This window comes from Lysobacter sp. TAB13 (genome assembly GCF_052113885.1).
Lineage (GTDB): Bacteria > Pseudomonadota > Gammaproteobacteria > Xanthomonadales > Xanthomonadaceae > Lysobacter > Lysobacter gummosus.
Genome location: NZ_JBFRDR010000004.1, coordinates 129203 through 141945, shown reverse-complemented (window position 1 = coordinate 141945; position 12743 = coordinate 129203). Strand labels below are relative to the sequence as shown.

Below are 12743 nucleotides of genomic sequence, written 5' to 3'. Positions count from 1 at the left end.
GGTGGCTTGACGCAAGACTTGAAATGTTAGCCTAGGGGCGTATGGCGGCCAACCGCCAAGGCGGGGCTGCCATCGGCGCCCGCTCCGGCGGACAATACTCGCCTCACACTTTTAATGTGCCCGCCCAGCCGCCGGACCCGCCGCCCCACCCCGGCGCCCCCGACTTGCGCGGCCCCTGATTCGGATGTTGCGACCATGAAATGGGTCTTCGTCTTCCTGTTCCTCGCCAGCGCGGTTTACGTGCATTACCGCGGCCGGGTGCGCCATCGTCTGGGCCGGCAGTTGCTGGACCATTCGACCTTCATGGCCCCGATCAACGTGCTGATGTACGCCTGCTCGCGGGTGCCGACCACCGCCTTCCTGAGCCCGGACCAGTACTTCCCGGAACTGGAGCCGCTGCGCGCGCGCTGGCGCGAAATCCGTGCCGAAGCCCTGCATCTGCGCGAACTGCAGCAGATCAAGGCCGCCGAGGGCTACAACGACGTCGGCTTCAACTCGTTCTTCCGCCGCGGCTGGAAGCGCTTCTACCTGAAATGGTACGACGACGCCCATCCCTCGGCCGCCGAGCTGTGCCCGGTCACCACCCAGCTGTTGCGCGAGGTGCCCAGCGTCAAGGCGGCGATGTTCACCGAACTGCCGCCGGGCGGCGAACTGCGCCCGCACCGCGACCCCTACGCCGGCTCGCTGCGCCTGCACCTGGGGCTGGATACGCCCAACGACGACGCCTGTTTTATCGACGTGGACGGCCAGCGCTACAGCTGGCGCGACGGCGAATGGACCATGTTCGACGAGACCTACATCCACTGGGCCCAGAACGGCTCCAGCCAGAACCGCATCATCCTGTTCTGCGACATCGAGCGGCCGATGCGCTGGGGTTGGGCGCGCGGGCTGAACCGTTTCATCGCCAAACGCCTGATCGCAGCCGGCGCCTCGCCCAATAACGAGGGCGACAAGACCGGCGGGATCAACAAGGCGTTCAAGTACTTCTACACCTTGCGGCTCAAGGCCAAGGGGCTGAAGGAACGCAGCAAGGGGACGTACTACTTCTTCAAGTACGCGGCGGTGGTGGCGCTGGTGGCGTTTATTGTCTGGCTTTGAGGTTGGGGGCTTGCTCCCCGCCTGACTACACGGAGTCCTTCGCCCTCTCTCCAGGCCGTCATTCCCGCGAAAGCGGGAATCCAGGGCCTTTCGGGCGAGAACCTTTGAAGTCGCTGGATTCCCGCGTTCGCGGGAATGACGGCCTGGAGGGATGGCGCTGAAGTCTCTGGATTCCCGCCTTCGCGGGAATGACGGTCTTGGAGGATGGCGCTGAAGTCTCTGGATTCCCGCGTTCGCGGGAATGACGGTCTTGGAGGATGACGCTGAAGCCTCTGGATTCCCGCCTTCGCGGGAATGACGACCTGTGCGGAAACAACGGCCTGGCAGCAACGCAGCCCCGGAAACTCCAATCCCGCACCCCTTTGCGACTCCAACGGCCCACACCCCGGCCAATTTGAATCCCCGCCCCGCGCCACCATCTCCTGATCCCATCCCCCGCGCTGGAACCCAGCCGGCGCCTGCGGGATAATCCTCGTTTCCCGCCCCGCCCCTGCGGCCTTCCCCGGCCCGGCTCGGCGCGTCCATGCTTCGGAGTTCGCATGCAATACATCTACACCATGAACGGCGTCAGCAAGACCGTGCCGCCGAAGCGTCAGATCATCAAGGACATCTCGCTGTCGTTCTTCCCCGGCGCCAAGATCGGCCTGCTCGGCCTGAACGGCGCCGGCAAGTCCACCGTGCTCAAGATCATGGCCGGCGTCGATCAGGACTTCACCGGCGAAGCGCGCCCGGCCACCGGCATCAAGGTCGGCTACCTGGCCCAGGAGCCGCAGCTCAACCCGGAACACACCGTGCGCGAAGCGGTCGAGGTCGGCGTGGGCGACGTACTCAGCGCCCAGGCCGCGCTCGACAAGATCTACGACGCCTACGCCGAGGAAGGCGCCGACTTCGACAAGCTCGCCGCCGAGCAACAGCGCCTGGAAGCGATCCTCGCCTCCGGCGACGCCCACACCCTGGAACACCAGTTGGAAGTCGCCGCCGACGCGCTGCGCCTGCCGCCGTGGGAAGCGATCATCGGCAAGCTGTCGGGCGGCGAGAAGCGCCGCGTCGCGCTGTGCCAGCTGCTGCTGCAAAAGCCCGACATGCTGCTGCTCGACGAACCGACCAACCACCTCGACGCCGAATCGGTCGAATGGCTGGAACAGTTCCTGACCCGCTACACCGGCACGGTGGTGGCCGTCACCCACGATCGCTACTTCCTCGAAAACGCCGCCGAGTGGATTCTCGAACTCGACCGCGGCAAGGGCATCCCGTGGAAGGGCAACTACACCGCGTGGCTGGAGCAGAAGTCCGAGCGCCTCAAGCAGGAAGAATCCGGCGAAAAGGCCCGCCAGAAGGCGCTGGCGAAGGAACTGGAATGGGTGCGCAGCAACGCCAAGGGCGGCCGCACCAAGGGCAAGGCGCGCATGGCGCGCTTCGAAGAGCTCAACTCGGTCGAGTACCAGCGCCGCAACGAGACCAATGAAATCTTCATCCCGCCGGGCGAGCGCCTGGGCAACTCGGTGATCGAGTTCAAGAACGTGTCCAAGTCCTTCGGCGACCGCCTGCTGATCGACGACCTGAGCTTCATCATCCCCGCCGGCGCGATCGTCGGCATCATCGGTCCCAACGGCGCCGGCAAGTCGACCCTGTTCAAGATGGTCACCGGCCAGGAAACCCCGGACAAGGGCGAGATCGTCAAGGGCCCGAGCACCAAGATCGCCTATGTCGATCAGAGCCGCGACAAGCTCGACGGCAACCACAACGTGTTCCAGGAAATCTCCGGCGGCGCCGACATCCTCAACATCAACGGCGTCGAGATTCAGTCGCGCGCCTACCTGGGCCGCTTCAACTTCAAGGGCCAGGACCAGCAGAAGATGGTCGGCACGCTGTCGGGCGGCGAACGCGGCCGCCTGCATCTGGCCAAGACCCTGCTGCAGGGCGGCAACGTGCTGCTGCTCGACGAACCCTCGAACGACCTGGACGTGGAAACCCTGCGCGCGCTGGAAGACGCGCTGCTGGAGTTCCCGGGCTGCGCGGTGGTCATCTCGCACGACCGCTGGTTCCTGGACCGCATCGCGACCCACATCCTGGCCTTCGAAGGCGACTCGCACGTCGAGTTCTTCCAGGGCAACTATCGCGAGTACGAAGACGACAAGAAGCGTCGCCTCGGCGAAGAAGGCGCAAGGCCGCATCGTCTGCGGTTCAAGGCGCTGAAGTAAGACCCCATCGGGCCGCGTCGATCGACGCGGCCCGATTCGTTCGGCATACCCGGCGTCGAGATCTTCACGCGCGGTGCCGACCATAGCCATGCCATTCGCAATTCCCGTCGAGCCGTACCGTCATGCCGATCCTTCTGCCGATCCTCGCCTTCATCGCGCTGCTGGCGTTCGCGCCGGAAGCCGCGTTGAAACTCGGCGCCTGGTTCGCCGTCACCACCGTGACGGTGCGGATCAGCGCCGACAAGTTGGTCGGTTGCGCGGTGAGCTACGGCGAAGCCGCCTGGGCGGTGATCTACGCAGCGATCCTGCCGGTGCTGGTGATCTTCGGCCTGCTCAGTTTCGGCGCGTCCACCGGCATCACCCAGTTCCAGGGCACCGGCGCCTTCGTGATACTGGCCATCCTGCTCGGCTCGTTCATCGCAGCGTTCATGCTGGCGCTGCGCACCAGCTTCAAGGACAGCGCGATCATCGCCGCGGTCAGCACCGTCGCCAGCGTGGCGCTGGCGCTGCTGATCCGCGCCCTGACGTGAACGCCCGCACGCCCGGAACACGCGCATTGCGCGATCATGCACGCACACCCGCGCCGAACCCGAGGATGACCCCATGACCGTCCTGCACGCATTCGAACTCGAAGGCCTGCGCCGCGCCGGCTCGCTGGTGGCGTCGATCCTGACGACCATGCGCGAAGCCGCCGTCCCCGGCGCGGTCTCGCGCGATCTCGACGCCATCGGCGCGGCGATGCTGCGCGACGCCGGCGCGCGCTCGGCGCCGCAGCTGACCTACGACTTCCCCGGCGCGACCTGCATCAGCATCAACGCGGTGGCCGCGCACGGCATCCCCGACGCGACCGTGCTGCGCGAGGGCGACCTGATCAACATCGACGTCTCGGCCGAACTCGACGGCTACTTCGCCGACACCGGCGGCAGTTTCGTCATCGGCGCGCCCAACGCGACCCAGCAGAAACTGCTCGACGCGACCTTGGAAGCGCGCGACACCGCGATCGCGCAACTGCGCGCCGGCAACCTGATCAACAGCATCGGCCGCACCGTCGAAGGCGTCGCCGCCAAGCGCGGCCTGCGCGTGATCCGCAACCTCGGCAGCCACGGCGTCGGCCGCGCCCTGCACGAAGCGCCGGGCAACATCCCCGGCTATTACGATCCGCGCGACACCCGCCGCCTGCACGAAGGCATGGTGATCACGGTCGAACCGTTCCTGGCCACCCATTGCACCCAGACCGACGAAGGCGCGGACGGCTGGGCGATGCGCTGCCGCCGCGGGTTCGCCGCGCAGTTCGAACACACGGTGGTGGTGACTTCGGGCGAACCGATCATCGTCACTTGAAGGCCGGGATTCGGGATTCGCGGGAACGTGGCGACGCGATAGTTTTCCGGCCGGATTTTTTCTTCAAGCCGCGGCGACTGATGCCGCCGGCCCAACAAGGATTCCCGATATGAGTTTCATGCAGTCGTTGCGGCAGCGCTGGCACAGCGCCGACACCCTGGTCTGCGTCGGCCTGGACCCGGAGCCGGCGAAATTCCCGGCCCGGTTCGCCAGCGACGGCGACGCAGTGTTCGCCTTCAATCGCGACATCATCGACGCCACCGCCGAGTACGCCTGCGCGTTCAAGCCGCAGATCGCCCACTTCGCCGCGCTGCGCGCCGAAGACGCGCTCACCCGCCTGATCGAATACGTGCACGCCACGCATCCCGGCATCCCGGTGATCCTGGACAGCAAGCGCGGCGACATCGGCAGCACCGCCCAGCATTACGTGAGCGAGGCCTTCGACCGCTACGGCGCCGACGCGGTCACCGCCAACCCCTACCTGGGTCGCGATTCGGTGCAGCCGTTTCTCGATCGCGCCGACCGCGGCGTGGTGGTGCTGTGCCGCACCTCCAATCCCGGCGCCGGCGATCTGCAGGATCTGCTCGTCGATGGCCGCCCGCTGTATCAGCACGTCGCGGAAAAAGTCGCGCGCGACTGGAACGGCAACGGCAACTGCTCGCTGGTGGTCGGCGCGACCTGGCCCTCGCAACTGCGCGAAGTGCGCGCGATCGTCGGCGACGTGCCGTTCCTGGTGCCCGGCGTCGGCGCCCAGGGCGGCGATGTCGAAGCGGTGGTCAGCAACGCCAAGACCGCCGACGGCACCGGCCTGATGGTCAGCAGCTCGCGCGCGATCCTGTACGCCTCCGCTGGCGAGGATTACGCAAAGGCCGCAGCCATTGCCGCGAAGTCGCTGCGCGATCAGATCAACCGCTACCGCTGAGCGCGGCCGCGCGTGAGCCGCTCGTTCCTGCACATGGACAACCACGAGGTAGCCGCCGCGCTGCGCGTGCTGTTCGCGCGCGGCGAGGTCGAGCTGCTCGGCGAAGGTCTTGTCCCCGAAGCGGATTTCTTCTTATGCCGCTGGCGCGGAAAACGGGTGAACGCGAAGTTCGACCTGGCCTACGGGCCGGAGCTGCATTTCATCGAGCCGTGCACGGCGCAGGAACAGGCCGAGCTGGAAGCCTTGATCGCCGCGGTCGAACCGCGCGCCGGCTGACCGCGGCGCCGGCGCCGCTTCAATCGGCCAGCACCTGCAGGCGGTCTTCGCGGAACACGTACAGCGCCCGCGACAGGTTATAGGCCGAGGACTGTTCGATCTGCGCGGCGATGTCCTTCAGCGACGCCACGCTGTCCGCGTCGTCGCTGCCGCAGACCATCACCTCATCGCGCGCGGCGATCGCGAACACCGGATCGCCCTGCACGTCGATGCGCTCGCGCCAGCGGTCGAACAACAGCACCATGCTGGCGTCGTAGTTGCGGTCCAGGCGCGCGACATAACGGCCTTCGCCGCCCTGGATCTGAAGTTCGGGCAGGAATTTGGTCAGGTTGTTCAGTGCCTGCGCGTGCAGCGCTTCGCGGCCCAGGCCGCGGCGTTCGGCTTCGGTCGGCGACAGGAAGCTCATCGACTCGGGCGTGTCTTCGACATAGGTCAGCACCAGATCGCCGGCCAGCGGTTCGACGATGAAGGGAATCTGCGCGCCCGCGCCGATGGAGCGCGCCTGCTGCAATGCGATCTCATGCCAGCCGCGAGTCTTGAGCACCGGCAGGATCACCGCGTTGGCGCGATCGGCATCGTCGTTGTCGCCACTGGCGAAACTGCGCTGCATCGCCCGCGCCGAGGCCAGCTGATCGCTCAGCACCTCGCTCAGCCGCTGCGGCGCGTCGAGATAACGCTGGTAACTGTTGCCGAGAAAATTCGTGGCCTTGAAGCCGTCCGGCAACGACCACTCGATGCGCGTGTCCGCGACCAGCGCGCCGTGCGTGATCGCCAGCCTCGCCTGCGGCCAGGCCTCGCGCAGCAATGCCGCGTAGCGGTCGGCGAAGGCGTGCAGATCCATCGGATGCTCCAGCGGCCGCCCCTCGGGCCGGCCGCCGAACAGCTTGCTGAAGAAGGACATGACCGGTTCCTTGTGGTCGGCCCGCGGGCCCGTGTCGGCCGACTATACGGGTCGCCCGGTGGACAGGTGCATTCACAACCTTCACGCATCCCGGTCGCAGGTTAGGCTAACGGCCATGGACCGATTCACCGATCGCACACGCCGCCGCCTGCTCGGCGCCTCAGTCGCCGCGCTGGGCTTGAGCGCCCTGCCCGCGCTCGCCGCGGCGGACGCCGGCCCGGCCGGGAAACCCGTCCCGAAACCCGGGTCGCGCACGCGGCTGATCCTGCTCGGCACCGCCGGCGGGCCGACGCCCAAGGCGCTGCGCGCGGCGCCGGCCAGCGCGGTGGTGGTGGACGATGCGATCTACGTCATCGACTGCGGCAACGGCGTGGCCCGGCAGATGGCCCTGGCCGGCTTGTCGCTGGGCGCGATCGGCAACGTGTTCCTCACCCATCATCACTCCGATCACAACGCCGACTACGGCAATCTGCTGTGGCTGGCCTGGGCGGCGGATCTGCGCCATCGCGTCGATACCTGGGGTCCGCCGCCGCTCAAGCGCATGACCCGGCAGTTCCTGCGCCTCAACGACACCGACATCCGCACCCGTATCGCCGACGAAGGCCGGCCCGAGCTGGCCTCGCTGATCCGCACGCACGAGTTGCGCGCCGGCGGCGAGGTGATGCGCGACGAACGCGTGCGCGTCACCGCGGCGGTGGTCGATCATCCGCCGATGCATCCGGCGTTCGCGTATCGCTTCGATACGCCGGATCGCTCGATCGTGTTTTCCGGCGATACCCGGCCCAGCGCGGCCTTGGTCGAACTGGCGCGCGGCGCCGACGTGCTGGTGCACGAGGTGATGTATCTGCCGGCGCTGGAGAAGCTGATCGCCAGCGAGGCGCAGGCGGCGCGGTTGCGGCAGCATTTGCTCGACAGTCATACGACGACCGAGCAGGTCGGCAGGCTCGCCACGCAAGCGGGCGTGAAGACGCTGGTGCTCAATCACTTCGTGCCCGGCGGCGATCCTGCCTTGACCGACGAGGTGTGGCGGGCGGCGGTGGCGCCGCATTTCAAGGGTGAGTTGGTGATCGGGCGCGATCTGATGGAGCTTTGACGAACTGCGGAATCTTTGTGGATTCTTTTGTGGGAGGAGCTTCAGCCCCGATGCTTTTCGCTCCGATCGCGCGCGCCCGCGAAGTCGAGCGATCGACTCACCTGAAAGAAAAGCATCGGGGCTGAAGCCCCTCCTACAAAAGACCTCAGCGCATCGCCGCGCGCATCGCCGCGATCGGAAACCGCAGCCAGATCGCCGCGAACACGCCCGCGCGCACCAGCGCGCCGCGCCGCGGCGCTTCGAATTTGCGGAAGTAACGCCACAGGCCGCGATGCTTGTTCCATTCCACGAAGAACGGCCGCGAGCGGCTGGACACGCCGCGCACGTGCATCACCCGCACGGCGTTCGCCACCGCGATGGTGCCGCCGGCTTCGCGCACGCGCCGGCACAGGTCCAGGTCTTCCGCATGCAGGCGGTAGCCTTCGTCGAATCCGCCGATGCGCGCGAACAGATGGCGCGGCATCAGCATCAGCGCGCCCGAGGTCGCTTCCACCACCTGCAGCGCCTGCGTGTCGTCCGGCGCCACGGCCATTTTCGGCGCCGCCCACGGCCGCGCGATGCCGGCCAGCATCGCGCCGAAATCCGGATCGCGGCGGCGCACCGCGGCGTCGCGTTCGCCTTGTTCGTTGACCAGATCGGCACTGATCAGCACCTGTCCCAGCGGCGCGGCCAGCGCGTGCAGGCGTTGCAGCGTGTCGGGTTCGACCATGCAGTCGGGATTGACGAAGGCCAGCCAGTCGTCTTCCTCCGGCGCCGGCTCCAGATCGGCGGCGCCCTGGTTGCAGCCGACCGAGAAGCCGGGGTTGTCCGGGTTGGCGATGAAGCGCAGGCGCGGATCGAGCGAGGCGTGGCGCTGGATGATGTCGAGGGTGCCGTCGTCGGACTGGTTATCGACCACGCGGATCGCGACGACGCCGTCGCAGGCGCGCAGCCGCTCCAGGCATTCGTCGATGGTGGCGGCGCTGCGGTAGCTGACCACCACGGCTTTGAAGGCCGGGCCCTTGAAGGCCGGGCTCATCGGTTGGTCAGAGGAAGAGATCACGTTGCATGTCCGGTGGGCCGACGCGTTCCAGGCGTTCGGCGAGTTGTTGGCGCAGATCGCGCAGGGGATCGTGCATGAGGAAGTTGGCCAGGCGCGCGTGCCAGTCGGGCCAGCGCGCGGCCAGCGCGTCCATGTCGCCGTCGCTGGGCCGGCCTTCGCCGGCGCGGGCGACGAAGGCGGTATCGCACAGGACATTGCGCCATCCCAGTCCGGACAGGCGCAGCGACAGATCGGTCAGGGCCGCGTACCACGATCCGTAGCTGGCCGCGTCGAGGCCGCCGGCGCGGCGCCGCGCGCTACCGCGCAGGAGCACGGCGTGGCCGATCGCGGCCGGCAGTTCGGGATGCACGGCCGGCATTTGCGCCAGCGCGCGCGCCAGGCGTTCGGCGTCGGCTGCGTCGGGCGGCGGTTCGATTTCGCCGATGCGCGGCCACGACGCCGCTTCGCCGGCGTTGCACCACGGCGTGGCCGAGGCGATGGCGCCGTCGGCGGCGAAGCAGGCGTGCAGGCGCGACAGCCAGCCCGGCGCCGGCACGGCGTCGGCCGCGAGCACGGCGACGTCGGCGTCGCCGCAGACCTTCAGGATTTCGTCCAGGTGCGCGACCTCGCCGATGCTGCGCTGGCGGCGGCTGTAGTCGGCCTTGAGCGCGGTGCGCTGCAGCCAGCGTTCGATGATGGCGTAACCGCGCGGCCCGGCTTGGGCGTCGTCGGCCAGCCACACCCGCGCGCCCGGCGGCGTGCACAGTTCCAGCGCGGCGAGGCAGGCGTCGAGGGCGTCGTCGTCGACGCCGACCGGGACCACGATGATGGGCAGTTCGCTCATCGGGCCGGCGCTCCACGCGCGGGCCGGGCCGGGCCGCGCGCGATCGGCGGCGCGGCGAAGCGGAACGAGGGCGGGTGCGGACGTTCGGGCATCTGCGCGTTCGTAAGGGACGCGCATAGTGTGCGCGATCGCGGGCGGATGCGGGTGATGGCGGTGTCGCGGCAAAAGCGCGTCAATTCGCCCCCTTTGAAAAAGGGGGCTGGCGCCTGTGAGGGCGCGGAGCCTGGATCGACTGCGGGCGCCGGGGATTTGGCTCTTTGCTGTGGAGCGTGGCGATCTGTTGGTAAAAGCGAATCCCCCCAGCCCCCCTTTTTCAAAGGGGGGAACAGCAAAGGCTGCTTTCGGAGCGAGCGTCGGCACGCGTCAATTCGCCCCCTTTGAAAAAGGGGGCTGGCGCCTGCGAGAGCACGAAGCCTGGATCGACTGCGGGCGCCGGGGGATTTGGCTCTTTGCTGTGGAGCGTGGCGATCTGTTGGTAAAAGCGAATCCCCCCTGCCCCCCTTTTTCAAAGGGGGGACAGCAAAGGCGCTCTCCGTGTGGACGGCAGCGCGCGCTAATTCGCCCCCTTTGAAAAAGGGGGCCGGCGCCTGCGACAGCACGAAGCCTGGATCGACCGCGGGCGCCGGGGGATTTGGCTCTTTGCTGCAGGGCGTGGCGATCTGCTGGTAAAAGCAAATCCCCCCTGCCCCCCTTTTTCAAAGGGGGGAACAGCAAAGGTGGCTATTCAAAAAAACGAGGCCGGCAATGCCGGCCTCGTACGTGGTCGCTTTGATCGCGCTCGCGGCGCGAGCGGCGCTACTTTTTCTTCGACTTGGGATTGAGCGGTTCCATCGCCCGGAAGCGACGGCTGTATTCGTCGGTCAAGTCGCGCGATTCCTGCGGGTTACGCACCAGCGTGGGCGTCAGCAGGATGATGGTCTCGCGACGCTCGGTCGAACTGGTCTGGCGACCGAACAGTCCGCCGAGCACGGGCACCCGTGCCAGCCCCGGCAGCCCCCTGGAACCGCGATCGGTCTGATCGGAGATCAGGCCGGCCAGCAGCACCGTCTCACCGCTTTGCACCGCCGCTTCGGTCTTGAGTTTCTTGGTGGCGATGGTGACATTGGTGCTGTTGGCGTTGAGCGGCTTACCGGCGCTGCTGACCTCCTGCACGATGTCCATGAACACCATGCCGTCGCGGCTCACGCGCGGACGCACCTTGAGGATCACGCCGGTGTCGAGGTACTGCACCTGGCTGTAGGTGTTGTTGTTGCCGGTACCGGTGTTGACCGACACCGACTCGATCGGAATGCGCGTGCCGACATTGAGCGTGGCTTCGGCATTGTTGCGCACGAACACCGACGGGGTCTGCAGCACGTGCACATCGGTGACCGCATCCAGCGCCGAAAGCACGGCCGCGGCATTGTTCTTGATCAGCGACCACGACAAGCCGTCGCCGCTCTTGCCGCCGATGCTGCCGGCGATGGTGCTCCACTTCGGCGGCACCAGCGGATTGGTGTCGCGGTTGAGGTCGCCGAAGCCGTTGTCGATCGTGGCGCGCTCCAGGAACCACTGCACGCCGTACTCGAGGCCGCTGGTCAGCGTGACCTCGGCCACCTGCGCTTCGATATGCACCTGCATCGGCATTACGTCGAGTTTTTCGATCACGTTGCGGATCGACTTCCAGGCCTGCGGGCTGGAACGAACGAGGATCGAGTTGGTCTCCTCGACCGCGGCCACGCCGACCTTGCTGCCGTCGACTTCCAACGTCACCGCACCGTTGCCGGACTGGCGCGAGCCGAGCGAGGCGCCGCTGCCGAGACCGCCACCGCTGCCGCTTGAGCCGCTGTCGCCGCTGTTCTTGCCGATGTCGGCGCTGGAGTTGCCCGAACCGTCGTCGCGCACCTCGGTGGATTCCAGCCCCGGCATCAACGAAGGCGCGCCATCGCCGCCGCCCGAGCTGCTACCGCGGCCTCCGAACACTTCCGATAGACGATCGGCCAAATCCTTGGCCTTGATGTACTTGAGTTCCTGCGTATACAGCTGGACGTTGGCGCCGGCGCTGTCGATGCGGTCCAGCCAGTCCTTGATGTCGTCCAGATAGTCGGCCTGCGGGGTGATCACCATCACCGCGTTGGCGCCGTCCAGCGGCATGAAGCGGAACATGCCCGAGACCGGCGACTTGCTCTGTTCGCCGAACACTTTTTCCAGGTCGGCCACGACCTTGCTCGCCTTGCCCGACTGCAGCGGGAACACGCCGACCGACATGCCCGACAGCCAGTCCACGTCGAACACTTCGATCGTGCGCAGATAGTTTTCGAGCTCGGCGCGGGTGCCGCCGACGGTGACGACGTTGCGCGAGTTATCGACGTTGACGATCGCGTTGGGACGCGCGTACGGCTTGAGGATCTTCTCCATCTCGGTGGCCGAGATGAACTTCAGCGGCACCGTGCGCACTTCGAAGCCGCGCGCGTCGGCGGCCGAACCGGTGCGCGGGGCGACGTTGCCCGGCAGCGCCTGATCGGCCGGCACGATGTTGTAGCGACCGCCGCTGTAGACCAGGCGGGCGTTGTTCCAGCTCAGCACCATCTCGAGCAGATTCAGCGCTTCGGCCGCGCTGACCTGCTTGGGCGTGGCCAGGGTGACGGTGCCCTGCACGCCCGGCGCGATCACGTAGTTCTGCCCGAGCATGTCGCCGAGGATGGCCTTGACCACCGCGTGCACGGACTCGCCTTCGAAATTGAACGAAGCGGTGCCGGTGGTGACCGGCAACCCCGGCGGCGGCTTGACCGCGGCGCTGCGGTTGATGGTCTGGCCGGTGCCGCGGCGGATCTGCGCCTTGGGGCCGTCTTCGTCGGCCTTGCCCTCCAGCGGTTCCTGTTCGACGCCGTTATGAAGCAGACGCGCGCCGGCCTGTTCTTCCTTGGAACCCTTCAGGGCCTGCGGATCGCCGTTGCGCTGGACGCGCGGCGACATCACGCTGGCGCACGAGGCCAATTGCGAGGCGATGATCGCCGCGGCCAGTGCGTGGGTGGCGTATTGCTGGGGACGTAGCTTCATGCGTTCA

Annotated in this window: 11 protein-coding genes and 1 pseudogene; 7 read left to right on the top strand and 5 right to left on the bottom strand. The window is 67.3% G+C overall.

Annotated elements, in window-relative coordinates; translation table 11 throughout:
* The first annotated feature begins 195 nt into the window (after nucleotides 1-195).
* The 6 genes from lpxO (at nucleotide 196) to AB4Y92_RS06720 (ending at nucleotide 5838) form a co-directional block, all read left to right on the top strand.
* Complete coding sequence (gene lpxO / locus AB4Y92_RS06745) at nucleotides 196-1098, top strand: lipid A hydroxylase LpxO (RefSeq protein ID WP_441818928.1); 903 nt, start codon at nucleotides 196-198, stop codon at nucleotides 1096-1098.
* A gap of 539 nt (nucleotides 1099-1637) precedes the next feature.
* Nucleotides 1638-3299 carry an energy-dependent translational throttle protein EttA gene (gene ettA / locus AB4Y92_RS06740; protein WP_441818927.1) on the top strand — a complete coding sequence of 554 codons (1662 nt, stop codon included), beginning with the start codon at nucleotides 1638-1640 and terminating at the stop codon, nucleotides 3297-3299.
* A gap of 122 nt (nucleotides 3300-3421) precedes the next feature.
* Entirely contained in the window at nucleotides 3422-3829 is a 408-nt protein-coding gene (locus tag AB4Y92_RS06735) for a hypothetical protein (protein ID WP_441818926.1), read from the top strand.
* Nucleotides 3830-3902: 73 nt separating this feature from the next.
* Nucleotides 3903-4640, top strand: coding sequence for a type I methionyl aminopeptidase (gene map, locus AB4Y92_RS06730; protein ID WP_441818925.1), 738 nt, complete (start codon nucleotides 3903-3905; stop codon nucleotides 4638-4640).
* Nucleotides 4641-4749: 109 nt separating this feature from the next.
* Nucleotides 4750-5562, top strand: a complete 813-nt coding sequence (gene pyrF, locus AB4Y92_RS06725) for an orotidine-5'-phosphate decarboxylase (RefSeq protein WP_441818924.1) — start codon at nucleotides 4750-4752, stop codon at nucleotides 5560-5562.
* A gap of 12 nt (nucleotides 5563-5574) precedes the next feature.
* Nucleotides 5575-5838 carry a hypothetical protein gene (locus AB4Y92_RS06720; RefSeq protein WP_441818923.1) on the top strand — a complete coding sequence of 88 codons (264 nt, stop codon included), beginning with the start codon at nucleotides 5575-5577 and terminating at the stop codon, nucleotides 5836-5838.
* Between the two features lie 19 nt (nucleotides 5839-5857).
* Here the strand turns inward: AB4Y92_RS06720 and AB4Y92_RS06715 are convergent, their stop codons facing one another.
* Nucleotides 5858-6739 (bottom strand): hypothetical protein, encoded by an 882-nt coding sequence (locus tag AB4Y92_RS06715; RefSeq protein WP_441818922.1) that lies wholly within the window; start codon nucleotides 6737-6739, stop codon nucleotides 5858-5860.
* Between the two features lie 115 nt (nucleotides 6740-6854).
* On the opposite strand from AB4Y92_RS06715, the gene AB4Y92_RS06710 reads away from it, so the two are divergent.
* A complete protein-coding gene (locus tag AB4Y92_RS06710; protein ID WP_441818921.1) occupies nucleotides 6855-7832 on the top strand; it encodes an MBL fold metallo-hydrolase in 978 nt (325 codons plus the stop codon).
* Here the strand turns inward: AB4Y92_RS06710 and AB4Y92_RS06705 are convergent.
* The 4 genes and pseudogenes from AB4Y92_RS06705 to gspD all read right to left on the bottom strand — a co-directional run.
* A pseudogene (locus AB4Y92_RS06705) lies at nucleotides 7789-7902 on the bottom strand (DUF6053 domain-containing protein); the annotation flags it as partial. The gene AB4Y92_RS06710 and the pseudogene AB4Y92_RS06705 sit on opposite strands and share 44 nt — an antisense overlap.
* Before the next feature lie 75 nt (nucleotides 7903-7977).
* Nucleotides 7978-8850: a glycosyltransferase family 2 protein gene (locus AB4Y92_RS06700; protein ID WP_441819059.1), complete on the bottom strand. Its 873-nt coding sequence runs from the start codon at nucleotides 8848-8850 to the stop codon at nucleotides 7978-7980.
* Nucleotides 8851-8857: 7 nt separating this feature from the next.
* Nucleotides 8858-9697, bottom strand: a complete 840-nt coding sequence (locus AB4Y92_RS06695) for a glycosyltransferase (protein WP_441818920.1) — start codon at nucleotides 9695-9697, stop codon at nucleotides 8858-8860.
* Nucleotides 9698-10492: 795 nt separating this feature from the next.
* On the bottom strand, nucleotides 10493-12736 hold the full coding sequence (gene gspD / locus AB4Y92_RS06690) for a type II secretion system secretin GspD (protein ID WP_441818919.1): 2244 nt from the start codon (nucleotides 12734-12736) through the stop codon (nucleotides 10493-10495).
* Nucleotides 12737-12743: the final 7 nt, after the last annotated feature.

Bases quoted from the DNA above. Each gene is read 5' to 3' on its own strand.
- gspD (WP_441818919.1), bottom strand. From the start codon at position 12,736: ATGAAGCTACGTCCCCAGCAATACGCCACCCACGCACTGGCCGCGGCG.
- map (WP_441818925.1), top strand. From the start codon at position 3,903: ATGACCGTCCTGCACGCATTCGAACTCGAAGGCCTGCGCCGCGCCGGC.
- lpxO (WP_441818928.1), top strand. From the start codon at position 196: ATGAAATGGGTCTTCGTCTTCCTGTTCCTCGCCAGCGCGGTTTACGTG.
- ettA (WP_441818927.1), top strand. From the start codon at position 1,638: ATGCAATACATCTACACCATGAACGGCGTCAGCAAGACCGTGCCGCCG.
- AB4Y92_RS06715 (WP_441818922.1), bottom strand. From the start codon at position 6,739: ATGTCCTTCTTCAGCAAGCTGTTCGGCGGCCGGCCCGAGGGGCGGCCG.
- pyrF (WP_441818924.1), top strand. From the start codon at position 4,750: ATGAGTTTCATGCAGTCGTTGCGGCAGCGCTGGCACAGCGCCGACACC.
- AB4Y92_RS06700 (WP_441819059.1), bottom strand. From the start codon at position 8,850: ATGAGCCCGGCCTTCAAGGGCCCGGCCTTCAAAGCCGTGGTGGTCAGC.
- AB4Y92_RS06710 (WP_441818921.1), top strand. From the start codon at position 6,855: ATGGACCGATTCACCGATCGCACACGCCGCCGCCTGCTCGGCGCCTCA.
- AB4Y92_RS06735 (WP_441818926.1), top strand. From the start codon at position 3,422: ATGCCGATCCTTCTGCCGATCCTCGCCTTCATCGCGCTGCTGGCGTTC.
- AB4Y92_RS06695 (WP_441818920.1), bottom strand. From the start codon at position 9,697: ATGAGCGAACTGCCCATCATCGTGGTCCCGGTCGGCGTCGACGACGAC.